General features: G+C 73.1%; 17 protein-coding genes and 1 tRNA gene. 13 read left to right on the plus strand and 5 right to left on the minus strand.

The annotated features are described in order from the left end of the window. Positions 1-37: 37 nt before the first annotated feature. The 4 genes from FE251_RS01040 to FE251_RS01055 form a co-directional block, all read right to left on the minus strand. The gene (locus FE251_RS01040) at positions 38-1,621 is read right to left on the minus strand and encodes an MDR family MFS transporter (RefSeq protein WP_139072761.1); all 1,584 of its coding nucleotides are present in this window, start codon (positions 1,619-1,621) and stop codon (positions 38-40) included. A 137-nt stretch (positions 1,622-1,758) separates the two neighbouring features. Further along, positions 1,759-2,196 carry a hypothetical protein gene (locus FE251_RS01045; protein ID WP_139947455.1) on the minus strand — a complete coding sequence of 146 codons (438 nt, stop codon included), beginning with the start codon at positions 2,194-2,196 and terminating at the stop codon, positions 1,759-1,761. Positions 2,197-2,216: 20 nt separating this feature from the next. Then, complete coding sequence (locus tag FE251_RS01050; protein ID WP_139947457.1) at positions 2,217-3,125, minus strand: 3-methyladenine DNA glycosylase; 909 nt, start codon at positions 3,123-3,125, stop codon at positions 2,217-2,219. Positions 3,126-3,200: 75 nt separating this feature from the next. After that, positions 3,201-5,270 carry a bifunctional metallophosphatase/5'-nucleotidase gene (locus FE251_RS01055; RefSeq protein WP_179954769.1) on the minus strand — a complete coding sequence of 690 codons (2,070 nt, stop codon included), beginning with the start codon at positions 5,268-5,270 and terminating at the stop codon, positions 3,201-3,203. Positions 5,271-5,383: 113 nt separating this feature from the next. Here FE251_RS01055 and FE251_RS01060 point away from each other — a divergent pair, with 113 nt between their 5' ends. The 11 genes from FE251_RS01060 to FE251_RS01105 all read left to right on the plus strand — a co-directional run bounded on the left by FE251_RS01060 (position 5,384) and on the right by FE251_RS01105 (position 17,036). Continuing rightward, a complete protein-coding gene (locus FE251_RS01060; RefSeq protein ID WP_139947459.1) occupies positions 5,384-6,928 on the plus strand; it encodes a DUF7059 domain-containing protein in 1,545 nt (514 codons plus the stop codon). 76 nt (positions 6,929-7,004) lie between these two features. Then, positions 7,005-7,769, plus strand: a complete 765-nt coding sequence (locus FE251_RS01065; RefSeq protein ID WP_139947460.1) for a YqjF family protein — start codon at positions 7,005-7,007, stop codon at positions 7,767-7,769. A 14-nt stretch (positions 7,770-7,783) separates the two neighbouring features. Beyond that, positions 7,784-10,513 carry a type I DNA topoisomerase gene (gene topA, locus FE251_RS01070; protein WP_223147555.1) on the plus strand — a complete coding sequence of 910 codons (2,730 nt, stop codon included), beginning with the start codon at positions 7,784-7,786 and terminating at the stop codon, positions 10,511-10,513. 371 nt (positions 10,514-10,884) lie between these two features. Further along, positions 10,885-11,907 (plus strand): Gfo/Idh/MocA family protein, encoded by a 1,023-nt coding sequence (locus tag FE251_RS01075; protein WP_139947464.1) that lies wholly within the window; start codon positions 10,885-10,887, stop codon positions 11,905-11,907. A gap of 131 nt (positions 11,908-12,038) precedes the next feature. Further along, the gene (gene tmk / locus FE251_RS01080) at positions 12,039-12,662 is read left to right on the plus strand and encodes a dTMP kinase (protein ID WP_139072768.1); all 624 of its coding nucleotides are present in this window, start codon (positions 12,039-12,041) and stop codon (positions 12,660-12,662) included. After that, complete coding sequence (locus tag FE251_RS01085; RefSeq protein ID WP_139072769.1) at positions 12,659-13,852, plus strand: DNA polymerase III subunit delta'; 1,194 nt, start codon at positions 12,659-12,661, stop codon at positions 13,850-13,852. Before tmk ends, FE251_RS01085 begins: the two co-directional genes overlap by 4 nt. A gap of 10 nt (positions 13,853-13,862) precedes the next feature. After that, positions 13,863-15,404 (plus strand): alpha/beta hydrolase, encoded by a 1,542-nt coding sequence (locus tag FE251_RS01090; protein WP_230976492.1) that lies wholly within the window; start codon positions 13,863-13,865, stop codon positions 15,402-15,404. A gap of 57 nt (positions 15,405-15,461) precedes the next feature. Then, positions 15,462-15,534, plus strand: a tRNA-Thr gene (locus FE251_RS01095). A gap of 84 nt (positions 15,535-15,618) precedes the next feature. Then, a complete protein-coding gene (locus tag FE251_RS15400) occupies positions 15,619-15,792 on the plus strand; it encodes a hypothetical protein (protein ID WP_168202610.1) in 174 nt (57 codons plus the stop codon). A gap of 83 nt (positions 15,793-15,875) precedes the next feature. After that, positions 15,876-16,220, plus strand: coding sequence for a histone-like nucleoid-structuring protein Lsr2 (locus FE251_RS01100; RefSeq protein ID WP_139072771.1), 345 nt, complete (start codon positions 15,876-15,878; stop codon positions 16,218-16,220). Between the two features lie 78 nt (positions 16,221-16,298). Beyond that, a complete protein-coding gene (locus FE251_RS01105; protein WP_139072772.1) occupies positions 16,299-17,036 on the plus strand; it encodes a phosphoglyceromutase in 738 nt (245 codons plus the stop codon). A 73-nt stretch (positions 17,037-17,109) separates the two neighbouring features. Here the strand turns inward: FE251_RS01105 and phoU are convergent, their stop codons facing one another. Next, on the minus strand, positions 17,110-17,781 hold the full coding sequence (gene phoU, locus FE251_RS01110) for a phosphate signaling complex protein PhoU (RefSeq protein WP_139072773.1): 672 nt from the start codon (positions 17,779-17,781) through the stop codon (positions 17,110-17,112). Positions 17,782-17,921: 140 nt separating this feature from the next. On the opposite strand from phoU, the gene FE251_RS01115 reads away from it, so the two are divergent. Together FE251_RS01115 and FE251_RS01120 are read left to right on the plus strand one after the other, a co-directional pair. Continuing rightward, positions 17,922-19,082: a sensor histidine kinase gene (locus tag FE251_RS01115; protein WP_230976493.1), complete on the plus strand. Its 1,161-nt coding sequence runs from the start codon at positions 17,922-17,924 to the stop codon at positions 19,080-19,082. Further along, positions 19,079-19,777, plus strand: a complete 699-nt coding sequence (locus FE251_RS01120) for a response regulator transcription factor (protein ID WP_139072774.1) — start codon at positions 19,079-19,081, stop codon at positions 19,775-19,777. Before FE251_RS01115 ends, FE251_RS01120 begins: the two co-directional genes overlap by 4 nt. The last annotated feature ends 46 nt before the right edge of the window (positions 19,778-19,823 follow it).

Here is a 19,823-nt window from a genome sequence, read left to right on the forward strand (position 1 = left end):
GTGGGGGCAGCGTCGTGCCCGGGTGCGCCGCCGCCGCTCAGTCCTGCACGGCGGCGCCGCGGGCGACGAGACCGGCCTTGTCCGAGAGCTTGACCTGCTTCATGAGGAAGGCGATGGCGAAGCCGACGACGCCGAGGGGCACGAGGTACCAGAAGGCCGGGGCGAGGGCGTCGGTGTAGGCGTTGACGACCAGCTCGTGCAGCGCCGAGGGCAGGCGGTCGACGGCCTCGGGCGTGAGGGAGTCCGCGCCGAAGCCCGGCGGGATGTCGCCGGGGGGCACGTCCTCCACCGCCCGGGACAGCCGGGTCGTGAGGTTCGTTGTGAACACCGTGGAGAACACGCTGGTCCCGACCGCAGCGCCGATCTCGCGCAGGAAGTTGTTCGTCGACGTCGCCACGCCCACCATCTCGGGGGGCACCGCGTTCTGCACCGCGATGACGATGGTCTGCATGACGAGGCCGATGCCGAAGCCGAGGACGAAGATCATCGCGCCGAAGGTCACCATCGAGATGTCGGCCGTCAGCCGGGTGAGCAGCGCCAGACCGACGGTCGCGATCGCCATCCCGAGGATCGGGTAGAGCTTGTACCGCCCGGTGCGGGTGATGAGGAGGCCGGAGCCGATGGCCGTGATCATGAGCCCCACCGTCATGGGGAGCATGAGGAGCCCGGCATCGGTGGCGTCGTAGCCGCGCGCCATCTGGAGGAACGTCGGCAGGAACGACAGGGCCGCGAACATCGTGATGCCGAGCAGCAGGGCGATCGAGACGGAGACCGAGAACGTCCGGCTGCGGAACAGGCTCAGCGGGATGAGCGGGTCGCTCGCCCTCCTCTCCACGACGATGAACGCCGCCAGCGCCACCACGGTGGCCACCGCGAGGCCGAGCAGCACGGGGTTGCCCCAGTCGTACCGGCCGTCGTCGGAGATCGTGCTCCAGCTCGTGAGGAGGACGATCCCGGCGGTGGTCGTGGCGATGAGGACCGCCCCGGCCAGGTCGAAGCGCGTGGTCGCCCGGCGCGCGGGCAGCTTGAGCCGGAAGAACGCGACGGCGAAGGCGATGATGCCGATCGGGACGTTGAGCCAGAAGCACCACCGCCAGCCGGGGCCGTCGGTGAACCAGCCCCCGAGCAGCGGCCCGGCGACGGTCGCGACCCCGAAGACCGCCCCCATGGGGCCCATGTACTTGCCGCGGTCCCGGGCCGAGACGATGTCGGCGATGATCGCCTGGCTGAGGATGACGAGGCCGCCGGCGCCCAGGCCCTGGAGCGAGCGCCACGTCACGAGCTCAGCGAACGAGGACGACAGGGCGGACCCGGTCGAGCCGATGACGAAGATCGCGACGGCGACGAGGAAGGGCTTGCGCCGTCCCCACAGGTCGCCGATCTTGCCGTAGATCGGCATGACGATGGCGATGGCGAGGAGGTAGCCGGTGATGATCCAGCCCTCGTGCTGGACGGCGCCGAGGTCGCCGACGATCGTCGGCAGCGCCGTGCTCACGACCGACTGGTCGAGCGCGGACAGCAGCATCGCCGCCATGAGCGCGCTGAAGATGACGAAGATCGTGCGCTGGGTGAGGACGAGCTCCTGCCCGTCCGTCCCGTTCGAGCTCGTGGTGCGGCTCATACCCGATTCCTCACTGGTGCGGGGGGTACCTGCCCTCACTCCGAGTGTCGGCCCGGCGGCGCCAGGGCGCAACGGGTGTCGGGGACGGTGCGGGACCCGACCGGCGCGGCGTCGCGCCGGGCGGAGTCCGCGCCGGGTCAGTGGGTGTCGCGCGGCGCCAGGGTGGGGGTCGCGCAGCGGGTGAAGACCGGCTCGCTGCCCGCGTGGTAGGAGAACTCCCGCCCCTGCGCCGCGAGCACCAGCCGGGAACCGGGGACCTGGGCCATCGTGTAGCTCATCCCCGGCTGCGGGCAGCCGAGCGAGCCGTCGGGCCAGGTGACGTCCTGGAGGCTGACCACGACCACCTCGGCCGGGTCCACGCCCAGGTGCTCGGCGAGGTCCGCCACGGCCGCTGCGACGCCGGGCGCGTCAGCCGCCGGCGACGTCGGCGTGGCGCCGCCGGTGGGCAGCTCGAGCGACGTCGGCGTGGGCGTCGGCGTGGGCGTCGCGCTCGGCCCGGCCGGTGACGCCTCCCCGCACGCCCCGAGGACGACGACGAGCGCCACCACCGCCGCCACCCTGACGCCGGCCCGCATCTGCCGCACCCTGCACGTCCTCACAGCCCCAGCCCCTCCCCGACGTCGACGAGCCGTTCGCGCAGCGGCCGGGCTCGCTCGGCGAACCCCCGCTGGGCCGCCACGTACTCCGCGCGCCCGTCGGCGGTCTCGATCGCGACCGGCGTGAGGCCGAGTGGGGTGACGTCGTAGGGGGAGGCGCGCATGTCGAGCACGCGGATGTCGCGGGCCAGCTCGAACGCGTCGAGCAGCAGGTCGCCCGGGCAGGCCGGGCTCAGGGTGAGCGCCGCGTGCAGGAGGTCCATGTTCGCGTGCAGGCAGCCGGGCTGCTCGAGCTCGGCCTGGCTCTCCCGGGTGGGCTGCAGCCGGTTGAACGGCCGCGCCGCGGGGGTGAAGAAGCGGAAGGCGTCGAAGTGGGTGCACCGCACGGGGTGGGACTCCACGACGGCGTCGGTGCCCTCGGCGCCCAGCCGCAGCGGCAGGTCGTGGCGGCGCTCGGCCGGCGGCTGGCGGTAGACCATCGCCCACTCGTGCAGTCCCAGGCAGCCCAGGTGCGCGGGCCGGGAGGCGGTCGCGCGCAGCACGGTGAGCAGGCGGCTCAGCGCGGGCCCCCGGTCGGCGACGAACCGGGCGGCGTCGACCTCGACGGCGCCGTCGTCGGTCGTGCGGTACCAGCGCCAGGCGGCCCGGGCGTCGAGCCGGGCGAGGTCCTCGGGCGTCGCGCCGTCGGGCGACAGGCGCACCCCGGTGCCGGGGTGCCACCGCTCCAGGCGCCCGGCGCGGAGCGTGTAGTAGTCGAAGAGGAAGTCCTCCACGGGGTGGCGCTGCCCGCGGGACTGGCGCTCGCGGTGGGCGGCGGTGAGGTCGCGGGCACGGCTGCGGTGCGCGGCCTCCCGCGCCGACCACTCCGCCGCCCGCAGGACCTGCGGCCCCGCCACCACCGTGCTCATTGCCCCAGCGTACGGACCGGTGGCGAGGGACGGCGACGGGCGGGGCCGCCGCAGCAGCCCCGCCCGTCGCTCGTCTCAGGCCGAGCTTTCCATCCGGCGTCGCTGGACCAGCGCCGCCGCCCCGGCCAGGACCGCGAGCACGGTCAGCCCGGCGAGCGCCGTCACCGGCGCACCCGTGCTCGGCAGCCGTCCCTCGCCCGCGCCACCGGCGGGCGGGGTGGTCGCCCCGGTGCCCGGCTGGGCCGTCGAGTCGGTCGGCGGCTGCGGCGTCGTCGGGTCGTCCACCGGGACCTCGACCGGCTCCTCGGCGGGAGGCTCGGCCGGCTCCGGGGCGGCCACCGGCTCGGTGACGAGCCGCCAGTTCTCCACGAAGAACTCGCTCGGGTCGATGACGCCCCGCTCCTGGGCCCACTCGATGAGCAGCTGGCGGATCTCCTGCTGCTCGTCGTAGACCACCGGCGCCTGCGCGACGTGCGGGAACGCGCCGCCGCCGCTCTGCCGGTAGTTGTTCACCGCGAGGACGAACAGGTCGTCATCGCCCACCGGCGTGCCGTCCGGGTAGGACAGCCCGCCGATCCGCTCACCGACGGGCTGGGAGATGTCGATGTGGTAGTCCAGGCCCGAGATCGCGTCGTAGTTGTAGTCCGGGACGCCCTCGGGGCGGTCGTCGTAGACGGCGTTGGTGCCCGTCTCCGGGTCGAACGGCGCGCCCTCCTCGACCTGGTTGAAGTACCGGGCGGAGTACTCGAGGTAGTCGCGCAGCTGGGCGCCGGTGAGCTCGACGGCGCGCAGCGTGTTCTCGTAGATGTACAGGCCGGCGATGTCACGGATCGTCACCTCGCCCTGCGGGAAGACGGCCGTCCGGGAGAACGGTGACGCCTGGGAGATCACGGTCCGCGCCGAGCGCTGGTCCGCGGTGAGGGCGGCCTCGACCGTCGTCTGCTGGACGTGGTTGATGAAGTCGATGATCGCGGTGTCCTCGTAGCGCGACGTGCTCGCCGGGAGCTCGGTCACCGACTCGGCGACGGGGGTGTTGACGTAGTCGACCGTCGTCGCGTGCTCCGGCGCCAGCAGCGCCGACAGGCCGGGGTCCTCGGCGTGCTCGAGCCCGGTGTGGGGGACCGCGGTGGGCGCGTTGCCCTCCGACCAGTCGACCTGCCAGCCGCCGTCGGCGTCCGGGACGAGGTTGAGCGTCGTCTCGGTGACCGACCGTGCCCAGAAGTTCGGCTGGGTCATGAGGACCTGCTCACCCGCGGTGTTCGTGAAGACCCGCTGAGGGACGTTCTGGTGGCTGTGCCCGGCGACGATGACGTCGATCCCCGGGACCTGCCGGGCGATGTTGCCGGTGACGTCCTCGTGGAGGGCCGTGCGGTCGTAGGCGGCGTCGGGCACGGTGCCGTCGCCCGTGTGGGCGATGACGACGACGACGTCGGCGAGGTCGTCGACGACCGGCACCCACCGCTCGGCGGCGGTGAGCATGTCCTGGAACTCCAGCACGCCGTCGACGTACTGCTTGTCCCAGATCCGCACGCCCGGGGTGACCATGCCGATGACACCGATGGTCACCTGCTCACCGTCGATGGTCCGCTCGATGAGCTCGTACGGCTGGTGGTAGGGGTCCTCGGTGCCCGCCTCGAGCACGTTGGCGCCGAGCAGCGGGAAGTCGAGGTCCTCCTCGTAGGCGGAGAGCAGGTCGAGCCCGTAGTTGTACTCGTGGTTGCCCACCGTCTGGACGTCGTAGTCCAGGTAGTTGAAGGCCGCGGCCATCGGGTGGGCCATGTCGTCGTCGAGCACGGCCTGACGGCCGGCACCCATCCCGTAGTAGTAGGTGAGGGGAGTGCCCTGGATCGCGTCGCCGTTGTCGACGAGGACGACGGACTCCTCGCCCTTCTCGGCGCGGACCTGCGCGACGGCGGTGGCCAGGCGGGTGAGCCCCAGGGAGTCGGGACGCGAGGCGCTCGCGTCCGGGAACGGCTGGTTGCGGAAGTAGTCCCAGTCGTAGACGTGCCCGTGCACGTCGGTCGTGGCGAGGAGGGTGACCTCGAGCTGCTCGGGGTCGCTCGGCAGACCGGCGGCGGGTGACGCCGCGGCTGCCAGCAGCAGGGCCGCCGTGGTCACGGCGGGCAGTGCTCTGCGAGTGCGCATGTGGTCCTTCCGGATGGTGTCGGTGGTGGACGGGGGCGCCGCTCCGCAGCCGTGCCCCCTGCCCGAGGCTAGCGGCGACATGTGACGCCGAACACCCCCCGTAGGCTCCTCGTATGACCGCGAGCCCGCCCCCGCCCCGCCTGCCCGCCGACCTCGCCGCCGGGCTGCGCGCCGACCTCGCCGCCGGCTACACGCGCGACGCGGTGGAGGACGCGCTCGGCCCGGTCGCCACGGCGGCGCTCAGCCGTGAGGAGCCCGTGCCGGCGCGGCGCGCGACGGCACGGTCCGCGGCGCCGGCCGCCGTCCTCGCCCGGCTCCTCGTGCTCGGGCTGCCGGTGCGGCGGGCGGCGCTGGACGCCGCGCTGCCGCGCACCGGCACGGCGGGCGCCGTCGCCGCCGGACTCGTCGTCGCCGCAGGCCAGGGGCCCGACGACGAGGTCCGCGGCCTCGTCGACCTGCGCCCCTACGAGGTGTCCGACGACGCCGGCGAGACCCGCTGGTGGGTGGCCTCGGACCTCGGGGAGCTCGCCACCGGGCACAGCCTGCGCGCCGACCACGTCCTGGGGATCGGCGGCGCCTCCCTCACCCTGGCCCGCACGACCGTGCGCGACCACCGCCCGCGGGTGCTCGACCTCGGCACCGGCTGCGGCATCCAGGCGCTGCACGCCCACCGGCACGCCGACCACGTCGTGGCGACCGACGTCTCACGGCGGGCCCTGGACTTCGCCGCCTTCAACGCCGCGCTCGCCGGGACCGCCTTCGACCTGCGGGAGGGGTCGCTGCTCGAGCCGGTCCGCGGCGAGCGGTTCGACCTCGTCGTGTCCAACCCGCCGTTCGTCATCACGCCGCCGGCCGCCCACGCCGCCGGGCTGCCGGTCATGGAGTACCGGGACGGTGCGAAGCCCGGCGACTCGCTCGTCGGCGACCTCGTCGCCGGGCTCGGGGACCACCTCGCGCCCGGCGGCGTCGCCCAGCTGCTCGGCAACTGGGAGCACCACGCCGGCGAGGGGTGGCGCGAGCGGGTGGGTGGCTGGCTCGCCGCGGCCGGGACCGACGGCTGGGTGGTCCAGCGCGAGGTCCAGGACCCCGCCGAGTACGCCCACACGTGGCTGCGCGACGGCGGCCTGCGTCCCGGCAGCCCGCTGTTCGACGCCGCCCTCGAGGCATGGCTCGACGACTTCGAGGCCCGCGGCGTCGAGGCCGTCGGGTTCGGCTACGTCCTCCTGCGCCGCCCCGCCGCGGCCTCGACCACGCCGTGGCGCCGGCTCGAGGAGGTCGACGCCCCGGTCCACCGCCCGCTCGGCGGTCACGTCACGGCGGTCCTCCTCGCCCAGGAGTGGCTCGCCACCCACGACGACGCCGCGCTCGCCGCCACCCACCTCGTCGTCGCCGACGACGTCACCGAGGAGCGCTACCTGCGCCCCGGCGAGCAGGACCCGCGGGTGCTCCAGCTGCGCCAGGGCGAGGGGTTCGGGCGGACCTACCGCCCCGGCACGCTCGTCGCCGGTGCCGTCGGCGCGTGCGACGGCGAGCTCACCCTCGGCCAGATCGTCGGGGGGCTCGCGGCGCTGCTCGACCAGCCCGCCGACGCCGTCGCCGCCGAGGTGCTGCCCGCCGCCCGGGACCTCCTCCTCGACGGCTTCCTGCGCCTCGCCTGACCCTGGCGCGCGGCCGCCCGGCACCTCAACGCCCGCCCGCCGGGCCGGGCGCGCAGGGCGGGGGTAGGTTCCCCGCATGGAGCGCGTCCCCCGGGCCGTCAACCTCCAGGGCTGGCACGGCCTCACCTTTCTCCACTGGAGCTACCCGCCCGCGGTCGTCCAGGCCCTGCTACCGCCGGACCTGCGGGTCGAGACGGCGCAGGGTCGCGCCTGGGTCGGGGTGACCCCCTTCGAGATGCGCGACGTCCGCCTTCCCGGGCTGCCGCCGGTCCCGCACCTGTCCTCCTTCCCCGAGGTCAACTGCCGCACGTACGTGCGTCACCCGAACGGCACGAGCGGCATCTGGTTCTTCTCCCTCGACACGCCCCGGCTGTGGATCATCGCCGCGCTGCGCGCCCTCGGCCTGCCCTACGCCTGGGCGCGGGCGGAGGTGAACGTCACCCACCGGCCGCCGGTGCACCGCGTCACCTACCGCAGCCGCCGCGTCCTGCCGCACGGGCCGGCGGAGCTGCGCGCCGTCGTCGACGTCGGCGCGCGCGTCCACCTGCCCGACCCGCTCACGGTCTTCCTCACCGCCCGCTACTGGGCCTTCACCCGCCGCGCCGGGCGGCTGTGGCAGGTCCCGGTGGACCACAGGGACTGGCCGCTGCACGAGGCCCGCGCCGTCGTCGTGGACGGCGACTCCCTCCTCACCGCGGCCGGGCTGCCGGCACCCGACGACCCGCCGCTCGTCCACTTCTCACCCGGTGTGGACACCCGGCTGGGGCCTCCGCGGCCGAGCGGGCGGCAGTGCCTCCCCTGTCCATCAGGTACCGTCACCACGACATTCCCCATCGCATGAAGGAAGGTAGGGCGGTGGCAGGTTCCCGCAAGCTCGTGATCGTCGAGTCGCCCGCGAAGGCACGCACCATCGGCGGTTATCTCGGGCCGGAGTTCGACGTGGAGGCGAGCGTCGGACACATTCGCGACCTCCCCCAGCCCTCCGAGCTGCCCGCCGACATGAAGAAGGGCCCCTTCGGCAAGTTCGCCATCGACGTCGAGGGCGACTTCGAGCCGTACTACGTCGTCGACTCGGACAAGAAGAAGAAGGTCGCCGAGCTCAAGCGCGCCCTCAAGGACGCCGACGAGCTCTACCTCGCCACCGATGAGGACCGCGAGGGGGAGGCCATCGCCTGGCACCTCCTGGACGAGCTCAAGCCCAAGGTCCCCGTCAAGCGGATGGTCTTCCACGAGATCACCAAGGAGGCCATCCAGCGGGCGCTGCAGAACACCCGCGACCTCGACGAGCGCCTCGTCGACGCCCAGGAGGCGCGCCGCATCCTCGACCGGCTCGTCGGCTACGAGGTCTCCCCGCTCCTGTGGCGCAAGGTCCGCCCGCGCATCTCCGCCGGCCGCGTCCAGTCGGTCGCCACCCGGATGGTTGTCGAGCGCGAGCGTGAGCGCATGGCGTTCCGCTCCGCCTCCTACTGGGACGTCAAGGGCACCTTCACCGGCGGGGACGCCGACGACGCCGACGGTCGCCGCTCCTTCGACGCGCGCCTCGTCACCCTCGACGGCGCGAAGGTCGCCACCGGCCGCGACTTCGGCGACGACGGGCAGCTCACCGCCGCCGCGCGCAAGGCGCAGGCGGTCCACCTCGACGAGGCGACCGCGACGGCGCTCGCCACGGCGCTGCAGGACGCGCAGGCGCGCGTCGTCTCCATGGAGACCAAGCCCTACACGCGCCGTCCGGCTGCCCCGTTCACCACCTCCACGCTCCAGCAGGAGGCCAGCCGCAAGCTGCGGATGGGGGCCCGGGAGACCATGCGCACCGCGCAGGGCCTCTACGAGAACGGCTTCATCACCTACATGCGAACGGACTCCTCGGCGCTGTCGCAGCAGGCGATCGCCGCCGCCCGCGCGCAGGCGACCGAGCTGTACGGCGCGGACTACGTGCCGGCCAAGCCGCGGTTCTACGCCCAGAAGTCCAAGGGCGCCCAGGAGGCGCACGAGGCCATCCGCCCCGCGGGTGACTCCTTCCGCACCCCGGCACAGGTCGCCGGCCAGCTCACCGGAGCCCAGTTCCGGCTCTACGAGCTCATCTGGAAGCGCACCGTCGCCTCGCAGATGGCCGACGCCCGCGGCTCGACGGCAACCGTGCGCCTGAGCGCTGACGCCGCGCTCGCCGACGGCACGCGCACGGCCGAGCTCACCGCGTCGGGCACCGTCATCACCTTTCGCGGCTTCCTCGCCGCCTACGAGGAGGGCCGCGACGCCGAGCGGTACGCCGAGTCCGGCGGCCAGGACAAGGAGACCCGGCTGCCCCGCCTCGGCGAGGGCGACCTCGTCGACACCGAGTCCGTCGTCGCCGACGGGCACGAGACCACCCCGCCGCCGCGCTACACCGAGGCCAGCCTCGTCAAGGCGCTGGAGGAGCGGGGGATCGGCCGCCCGTCGACCTACGCCTCGACGATCTCGGTCATCACCGACCGCGGCTACGTCGAGCGTCGCGGCCAGGCGCTCGTGCCGACGTGGCTCGCCTTCTCGGTGACCCGGCTGCTCGAGGAGAACCTCCCGCGCCTGGTCGACTACGACTTCACCGCCTCGATGGAGTCCGACCTCGACGAGATCGCCGCCGGGCAGGAGAACCGCGTCGAGTGGCTCTCCCGCTTCTACCGCGGCGAGGGCGACGTGGAGGGCCTGCGCGGGCTCGTCGAGGGCCTCGGCGACATCGACGCCCGCGCGGTCAACAGCATCGACATCGGCGACGGCATCACGCTGCGCGTGGGCCGCTACGGGCCCTACCTCGAGACCGCGGACGGCGAGGGACGGGCCTCGGTGCCCGACGACGTCGCCCCCGACGAGCTCACCGTCGACAAGGCGCGCGAGCTGCTCGAGGCGAGCGTCGAGGACGGCCGTGAGCTCGGCGTCGACCCCGAGTCGGGGCACATGATCGTCGCGAAGACCGGCCGTTACGGGCCCTACGTCACCGAGCTGCTGCCCGAGGAGGAGACTCCGGCGAAGGGCAAGAAGAAGCCCGCCAAGGCCCGGACGGCCTCGCTGTTCTCCTCGATGCAGCTGGAGACGGTGAGCCTCGAGGACGCGCTGCGGCTGCTGTCGCTGCCGCGGGTGGTCGGGACCGACCCGGAGAGCGGTGAGGAGATCACCGCCCAGAACGGTCGCTACGGTGCCTACCTCAAGAAGGGCACCGACTCCCGCACCCTGCCCGAGGGCGAGGACCAGATCTTCGAGATCACCCTCGAGGAGGCGCTCGAGCTGTACAAGCAGCCCAAGCGCGGACGCGGGGCGACGGCCAAGCCGCCGCTGCGCGAGCTCGGCGAGGACCCGGTGAGCGGCAAGCCCGTCGTCGTCAAGGACGGCCGGTTCGGCCCGTACGTCACCGACGGCACGACGAACGCGACGCTCCGCAAGGACGACGCCGTGGAGACGGTGACGCCCGAGCGCGCCTACGAGCTGCTCGCCGAGAAGCGCGCCAAGGCGCCGGCGAAGAAGACGACGACGCGTAAGACCCCCGCCAAGAAGCCTGCCGCCAAGAAGCCCGCTGCCAAGAAGCCCGCCGCGAAGACGACCAAGAAGACCACCTGACCGTCCCACCCACCCGCGACAGCCGACTTTCCCGCGACAGCCGACTTTCTCGCGACAGCGGACTTTCGCGCGACAGCGGACTTGTGCGCGACAGCCGACTTTCGCGCGAGAGCCGACTTTCTCGCGACAGCGGACTTGTGCACGACAGCAGACTTGTGTGCGAGCGAAGGTTGCGGGAGAGATGGCCGGTCTGTTCGACACGGGTCGATCGTCGTCGGGAGTTGACGATCGCTCCCCTTTTCGGACGCAAGTGGATGATTCGGACGTCGCGAATTTCGGGGTAGGTCATCCGTCGCGGGTGAATAGGTGGCGCCGACCACGGTGTGACATTTCTCCGCCGGCCGCGGTGGGGCTGGTTAGGCTGCACACCCATGACCTCACCTGTCCTCGACCTGCCCGCCGCGCCCGACCCGCTGGACGCGCCGCCACTGAGGTGGGGAATCCTCGGGGCCGGTGGGATCGCCCGGTCCTTCGCTCACCAGGTGCCGACCTTCAGCAGCGGCGAGGTCGTCGCCGTCGGGTCCCGGGACGGCACCCGCGCCGCGGCCTTCGCCGCTGAGTTCGGGATCCGGCGCTCCCACGCCGGCTACGACGACCTCGTCGCCGACGACGACGTCGACGCCGTGTACGTCGCCACGCCCCACAGCGAGCACCGCGCCCAGGCGCTCCTGGCGATCGAGGCCGGCAAGCACGTGCTCGTCGAGAAGGCGTTCACCCGCAGTGCCGCCGAGGCGCGAGAGGTCTTCGACGCCGCCCGCGACCGCGGGGTGTTCGTCATGGAGGCCATGTGGACGCGCTTCCTCCCGCACATGATCGCCATCCGCCACCTCGTGCGCAGCGGTGCGCTCGGTGAGGTCGTGAGCCTGTACGCCGACCACGGCCAGCGCCTCGACCGCGACCCGGGCGGCCGGCTGCTCAACCGCGACCTCGCCGGTGGCGCCCTCCTCGACCTCGGGGTCTACACGGTGTCCCTCGCGCACGACCTCCTCGGCACTCCCGACGCCGTCCTCGCCAGCGGCGCCCTCACCGAGACCGACGTCGACGGGCAGGAGACCGTGCTGCTGCGCTTTGGCGGGCGCGCGCTCGCCACATGCTCCTCGACGCTCTGGACGCGCACCCCGTGCCGCGCGGCGATCTGCGGCACGCAGGGCATGGTCGAGGTCGACGGGCCGTTCTACGCGGGATCCTCCTTCACCGTCACCATCGGCGACGACCGGCGGACGATCGAACCCGGGCACGAGGGCGGGTTCCAGTACGAGGCCGCCGAGGTCGCCAGGTGCGTGGCGGCCGGGCGGACGGAGTCCGAGACGATGAGCTGGGCGGACACGCTCGCGGTCCTCGAGACGATGGACGAGGTCCGTCGTCAGCTCGGTGTCGTCTACCCCGGCGAGTAGCGGGGCCTGCGGAAGTCGGCTGTCGGGCGGAAGTCGGCTGTCGCGGGGGTGGGGGTCGGGGGCGCGGGGGCAGGCGGGGACGGGTGGGGACAGGGGGCGGGGGAGGGGGCTCGGCTCGTTAGGCTGGGGTGGTGACGACAGCGCCTCTGTTCATCGCCCTCGAGGGCGGGGACGGCTCCGGCAAGAGCACCCAGTCCCACCTCCTGCGCGACTGGCTCACCGCCCGCGGCCGTGAGGTCGTGCTCACCCGCGAGCCGGGTGGCACCGACCTCGGACGCACGCTGCGCCGCGAGGTCCTCCACGGTGAGGACCTCGACCCGCGCACCGAGGCGCTCCTGTACGCCGCGGACCGCGCCCACCACGTCAACACCCTCGTGCGCCCCGCCCTCGCGCGCGGCGCCGTCGTCCTCACCGACCGCTACATCGACTCCTCGGTCGCCTACCAGGGCGCGGGACGGGGTCTGGGACGCGACGAGATCCGCGAGCTGTCCCTGTGGGCCACCGACGGCCTGCTGCCCGCCCTCACCATCGTGCTCGACCTCGACGCCGCCACCGCGGCGGCCCGGCGCGGCGGGGAGCCGGACCGGCTCGAGCGCGAGCCGAGCGCCTTCCACGAGGAGGTCCGCGCGACCTTCCTCAGCCTCGCCGCCGCCGACCCGGTGCGCTACGCCGTCCTCGACGCGAGCCTGCCCGCCGACGAGGTCCACCGTGCCGTCGTCGAGCGCGTCGAGCCGCTGCTGGGGGCCGCCCGGTGAGTGTGTGGGACGACGTCGTCGGACAGCCGGAGGCGGTCGCCGTGCTCCGGTCGGCGGCCGAGGCGGCGCGGGACATCGCGACCGGCGGTGACGCCCGCGGCACCGGCATGACGCATGCCTGGCTCATCACCGGCCCGCCCGGCTCGGGTCGGTCGGTCGCCGCCCGCGCCTTCGCCGCCGCCCTCGCCTGCACGTCGCCGGACGAGGTGGGCTGCGGCCGGTGCCACGGCTGCACGACGACGCTGCTCGGCACCCACGCCGACGTCCAGCTCATCGCCACCGAGCGGGTGAGCTTCCGCATCGAGGACATGCGCCCGATCGTCTCCGACGCCCAGCAGGCGCCCTCCCAGGGCCGCTGGCGGGTCATGCTCATGGAGGACGCCGACCGGATGGTCGACCGCACCTCCAACGTCCTGCTCAAGGCGATCGAGGAGCCGCCGCCGCGCACCGTGTGGCTGCTGTGCGCCCCGAGCCCGCGGGACCTCATCGCCACGATCCGCTCCCGCTGCCGCGTCGTGTCCCTGCGGGTGCCGGCCGCGGAGGACGTCGCCGCGCTGCTCGTGCGCCGCGACGGCATCGACCCCGCGGTGGCGATCACCGCGGCGCGCGCGGCCCAGAGCCACGTCGGCGTCGCGCGCAGGCTCGCGACCGACCCCGACGCGCGCGCCCGGCGCCGCTCGATCCTCACCGTGCCCAGCCGCATCCGCGGGGTGGGCGACGCCGTCCTCGCGGCCGCCGACCTCGTCGAGCTGGCCCAGGCCGAGGGCAAGGCCGCCACCGAGGAGCGCGACGCCGCCGAGCGCGCCGAGCTGCTGCGCACGCTCGGGGCAGAGGGGGAGACCCGCCTTCCCCCCGCGGTCCGCTCGCAGGTCAAGCGGCTGGAGGACAACCAGAAGAGCCGCGCGACCCGGGCGCAGCGCGACGTCCTGGACCGGGCGATGGTCGACATCCTGTCCCTCTACCGCGACGTCGTCGTCGTCCAGCTCGGCGCCGACGTGCCGCTCGTCAACGTCGACCTCGAGAACGAGGTGCGAGCGCTGGCCGCCGACTCCACCCCGGAGCAGACGCTGCGACGGATGGACGCCGTCGCCACGGCGCGCACCCGGCTCGCGGCGAACGTCGCGCCGCTGCTCGCCGTGGAGGCCATGATGGTCGGCCTGCGCCCGCAGGCCGGGGGAGCCCGCTTGTAGAGTGGTACCGGTGAGCCGGACCCTGCGCGCAAGCCTCGCCCTCGCGACCGTCGCGGCCCTCGTCGCCTGCACCGCGGCCGAGGAGCCCGACGACGATGCCACCACGACGGCGGGGGAGACGCGGAGCCCCCGGCCCGAGGAGACGATGCCGGCGGTCCCCGACGGCCTGGCCGCCTTCTACGACCAGGACGTCACCTGGGAGGAGTGCGGCAACGGCTACGACTGCACCGACGTCACGGTGCCGCTCGACTACGCCGAGCCCGACGGCGAGACGATCACCCTCGCGCTCAAGCGGCGCGCGGCCGGCTCGGCCGACCCCGTCGGCTCACTGCTCGTCAACCCTGGTGGCCCGGGCGGCTCGGGCATCCAGCTCGTCGAGGCGGCCGACCTCCTGTTCTCCTCCGAGCTGCTCGACGGCTTCGACATCGTCGGCTTCGACCCGCGCGGGGTCAACGAGTCCACCCCCGTGGACTGCGTGGACGACGCCGAGCTCGACGAGATCCGCTCGGCGGACTACGACTCCACCGAGGAGGGCCTGACCGGGCTCGCGAGCGCGGCCGAGGAGCTCGCCGCCGCGTGCGCGCAGAACTCCGGCGAGCTGCTCGGGCACGTCGACACCGAGAGCGCGGCGCGTGACCTCGACGTCCTGCGGGCCGTCCTCGACGAGCCGCGCCTGGACTACCTCGGCTACTCCTACGGCACCTACCTCGGCGCGATCTACGCCGACCTCTTCCCCGAGCATGTCGGGCGCATGGTGCTCGACGGCGCGCTGGACCCCTCGCTGAGCAGCGCCGACATCGTGCGCGGTCAGGCCGCCGGGTTCGAGCAGGCGCTGCGGGCGTACGCCGAGGACTGCCTCGCGAGCTCGGGCTGCCCGCTCAGCGGGGACGTCGACTCCGCGGTCGGCCAGGTTCAGGACCTGCTCGAGCTCACCAGCCGCACCCCGCTGCCCACCGGCACCGACCGCGAGCTGACCGCGCCGCTCGCGTTCTCCGGCATCATCATGCCGCTGTACGACGACGCCTACTGGATGCTCCTCACCTCTGCGCTCGACGCCGCGATGCACCAGAACGACGGCTCGCAGCTGCTCCTCCTGGCCGACCTGTCCGCCGAGCGTGAGCCGGACGGCACCTACGCGACGAACTCCACCGAGGCGAACATCGCCATCAACTGCCTCGACTACCCGGTCGAGGGCGACCTCGCCGACTGGCGGCAGCAGGCCAAGGAGCTGGAGGAGATCTCCCCCACGTTCGGCTCGGCGCTCGCCTTCGGGGACGTCACGTGCGCGGCGTGGCCCGTGCAGTCCACGGTCGAGCGCGGCCCGGTGAGCGCCGACGGCGCGCCCCCGATCGTCGTCATCGGCACGACCGGCGACCCCGCCACGCCCTACGAGTGGTCGGTGCAGCTCGCCGACCAGCTGAGCTCGGCCGTCCTGGTCACCTACGAGGGCGAGGGGCACACCGCCTACGGCCGCGCGGGGGAGTGCGTCACCACCGCGGTGGACGACTACCTGCTCGACGGCGTGGTGCCGGAGGACGGCCTCGTCTGCTGACTTTGGTCCACGGGCCCTGCCCCGGTACAGTTGTCCGCGCTGCCCCGCGTGGGCCGCGCCGCCTTAGCTCAGTCGGCAGAGCGTCTCACTCGTAATGAGAAGGTCGTGGGTTCGATTCCCACAGGCGGCTCAGACAGCCCGGACCCACGGCGTGGGCCCGGGCTGTGGCACGTCAGGGCATTGGCGCCCCCGTGGACGGCCGTACGATGGGCGCATGGACTTCGTCGTGGCGTTCGTTCCCTCGATCGGCCTGGGAATCATATTCGTGGTAATCATGCGGGCCATTCTGCTCGCGGACCGGCGGGAGCGCGCCGCATTCCGGGAGTTCGAGATGCAGGAGAACGCCGGGCAGGCTGACGGGCGTGACAATACGGAATCAATTAATTAGTCTGTGCGCATCGCTATTCCTCGTGAACGGCGATATGGAGGTCCGCTGAACGGGTGGGCCGGAAGCCACAGGAAGAGAAGCACATGGCGCAGAAGGTTCAGGTCACGCTCATCGACGATGTCGACGGGGCACCCGCGGACGAGACAGTTCTTTTCAGCCTGGACGGCGTGAGCTACGAGATCGACCTGACGACCGAGAACGCCGCCAAGCTGCGCGACGCCCTCGCCCCCTGGGTCGGCCACGCGCGTCGCGCCGGCGGACGCCGCACCCCGGCCCCCCGCCGCTCCGGCCGCAGCTCCGGCGCCTCCCGCTCGGGTTCCGGCGACGCCGCCAAGATCCGCGAGTGGGCTCGCGGGAACGGCTACACGGTCTCCGACCGCGGCCGCATCCCCGCCGAGGTCACCGAGGCCTACGCCAAGGCCAACTGACGCGCGCGCGGGACCTGGGGCGTCTCAGGGTGCCCCAGGTCCCGCGACGTCACCCCGGCCATGGGAGACAATGGCCTCATGACCTACACCCTTGTCCTGCTCCGCCACGGCGAGAGCGACTGGAACGCGAAGAACCTGTTCACCGGCTGGGTCGACGTCCCGCTGTCCGAGAAGGGCACCGAGGAGGCGCTGCGCGGCGGAGACCTGCTCCGTGAGGCCGGCGTCGCCCCCGACGTCGTCCACACCTCGCTCCTGCGGCGCGCGATCTCGACGGCGAACCTCGCTCTCGACCGCGCGGACCGTCACTGGATCCCGGTGAAGCGCCACTGGCGCCTCAACGAGCGCCACTACGGTGCGCTCCAGGGGAAGAACAAGAAGGAGATCCGCGAGGAGTACGGCGACGAGCAGTTCATGCTCTGGCGCCGCTCCTACGACGTCCCGCCGCCGCCGATCGAGGCCGGCTCGGAGTTCTCCCAGGACGCCGACCCGCGCTACGCCGGTGAGCCGATCCCGTCGAGCGAGTGCCTCAAGGACGTCCTCGAGCGCGCCCTGCCGTACTGGGAGTCCGACGTCGTGCCGGACCTCAAGGCCGGCAAGGTCGTCCTCGTGGCCGCGCACGGCAACTCGCTGCGCGCGATCATCAAGCACCTCGACGGCATCGACGACGAGAGCATCTCCGGGCTCAACGTGCCGACCGGCATCCCGCTGCTCTACGAGCTCGACGAGGACCTCAAGCCCATCACCCCCGGCGGTCGCTACCTCGACCCCGCCGCCGCGGAGGCTGCCATCGCCGCCGTGGCCAACCAGGGCAAGTAGCCCCTGACGCACGAAGAACCCCGCCCGTCGAACGACGGGCGGGGTTCTTTCTGTGCCGGGGGCCGGCGCCGGGTCAGGAGCGCTCGGGCAGCGGGGCCACGGAGTTGCTGAGGTCGCCGGTGACGAGGTAGCTCGTGCGGCGCGCGACCGAGACGCCGTGGTCGCCGAAGCGCTCGAAGTACCGGCCGAGGAGGACGCCGTCGACCATCTGCTGACGGGTCATCTCCACAGCCGGGTCCAGGAGGATGGTGAAGGTGTGCTTGTGGAGGGCGTCGAGGGTGTCGTCGTCCCGCTCGACGCCGGCGGCGAGCTCGAGGTCACGGGTCTCGAGCAGGCGGCTCACCTGGTGGGCGACCTTCGTGGCCGCGGCGCCCATCTCGGTGAAGACCTCGCGCATCGAGGGGGCAGGGGCGACCTCGGGGTAGCGGCCGCGTGCGACCAGGGCGATGTGCCGGGCGAGGTCACCCATCCGCTCGATGGTCGCCGACATCCGCAGCGCGGCGATGACGACGCGCAGGTCGGTGGCGACCGGTGCCTGGCGGGCGAGCAGCGAGATGCACTGCTCGTCGAGGCTGCGCTCGATCTCGTCGATCTGCTCGTCGGCCCGGATGACGTTCTCGGCCAGCTGGAGGTCGGCGGTCTGCAGGGCGGTGGAGGCGTTCTCGATCGCGTCGATGACGAGCAGGCTCATCCGGTGGAGGTCGGTGCCGACCTGCTCCAGCTCCTGGTTGAAGATCTCTCGCACTCGTTCCTCCAAAGCTCGACGGTGACACCAACGGTATCGTTCCAGCCCCTGGTGAACGACTGATGACTCACCGGTGAACACTCGGCGGCCGGGCAGAACGGGCGGCGTGCCGAGTCCCGCGTGGGCATACGCTCGGGTTCGTGGAAGGCATCTGGCCGTTCGTCGTCGTCGCTGCGCTCGCGCTCGCCGCCGGCTTCCTCCTGCGGGGCTTCCTCCCCCGGCGGGCGGGCGAGCCGGCCGTCGAGGAGGCCGGCGTCGGGGTCAGCAAGGACACCCGCCAGCTCCTGCGCGCGCTGCGCTCCACCGCCCTCGTCCTCGACCCGAGCGGCGAGGTGCTCATGGCCAGCCCGTCGGCCTACAGCTACGGGTTCGTGCGCTCGGGCGCGGTCGTCTCCGGGCCCGTCAAGGACCTCGTCGCGGAGGCGCGCGCCGCAGGGCGCCCCCGGGAGCGCGAGCTCACCGTGCCGCGCGGCCCGCTCGCCGGCGCCGGGCAGATGATCTTCGAGATGAGGGTCGTGCCGCTGAGCGACGGCCGCGTGCTCGTCGTCGCCGACGACCGGACCGCGGCGCGGCGCCTGGACCAGGTCCGCCGTGACTTCGTCGCCAACGTCTCCCACGAGCTCAAGACCCCGGTGGGTGCGCTCGCGCTGCTCAGCGAGACCCTCGCCGACGCCGCGGACGACCCGGAGGCGGTGCGCCGCTTCACCGGCCAGATGAAGCGCGAGTCCGGCCGCCTCACCGCCCTCGTCCAGGAGATCATCGACCTGTCCCGCCTGCAGGAGCCCGACGCGCTCGTCGACTCCGAGCTCGTCGCCCTCGACGACGTCGCCGCGGAGGCCGCCGACCGCGTGCGGGTGGAGGCCGAGGCGCGCCGCATCACGGTCGCCGTCGGCGGGGAGAGGGGCCTGTACGTCCACGGCGACGCGGACCTCCTCACCACCGCCGTGCGCAACCTCCTGGACAACGCGCTGCGCCACTCCGACACCCTGGGCCGGGTCTCGGTCGGCATCGCCCGGGACGGCGACAAGGTGCGCCTCGCCGTCGTCGACCAGGGTGAGGGGATCAGCCCCGAGCAGCAGGAGCGCATCTTCGAGCGCTTCTACCGCGGCGACCCCGCGCGCGCCCGGCGCACCGGCGGCACCGGCCTGGGGCTGAGCATCGTCAAGCACGTCGCCGCCGACCACGGCGGGGAGGTCGAGGTGTGGTCCAAGCCGGGCGCCGGCTCCACGTTCACCCTCGTCCTTCCGCTCGCCGACCCGCCCACCCAGCCCGACACGACAGGAGCCACGACGGAGCCATGACGACGATCCTGCTGGTCGAGGACGAGGAGTCCTACCGGGAGCCGCTCACCTACCAGCTCGAGCGGGACGGGTTCGACGTCGTCGCCGTCGACACCGGGTCCGGTGCGCTCGCGGCCTACGAGCGGACCCACCCGGACCTCGTCCTCCTCGACCTCATGCTCCCGGGCATGTCCGGGACCGAGGTGTGCCGCGAGCTGCGCCGCCACGGCAACACCCCCGTCATCATGCTCACCGCGAAGGACGAGGAGTTCGACAAGGTGCTGGGCCTGGAGCTCGGCGCGGACGACTACGTGACCAAGCCCTACTCCTACCGCGAGCTCCTCGCGCGCATCCGGGCCGTCCTGCGCCGCGGCGGTGAGCCGGCGGAGGGGGAGCCCACCGGCGTCCTGGAGGTCGGGCACGTGCGGATGGACCTCGGGCGCCACGAGCTGTTCGTCCGCGGCGAGCCCACCCGCATCCCGCTGCGGGAGTTCGAGCTCCTCGAGGTGCTCATGCGCAACGTCGACCACGTCCTCACCCGCGGCCAGCTCATCGACCGGGTGTGGGGGGCGGACTACGTCGGGGACACCAAGACCCTCGACGTCCACGTCAAGCGCCTCCGCGCGAAGATCGAGGCCGAGCCCTCGCGCCCCGAGATGCTCCTCACCGTCCGGGGGTTGGGGTACAAGCTCGTGACTCCCGGCAACACCCCGTAACCTGGATCTGCCCGTCGACCCGCGCGGGCGGATCTGACTGAGGAGT

It is taken from the genome of Georgenia wutianyii (genome assembly GCF_006349365.1).
Lineage (GTDB): Bacteria > Actinomycetota > Actinomycetes > Actinomycetales > Actinomycetaceae > Oceanitalea > Oceanitalea wutianyii.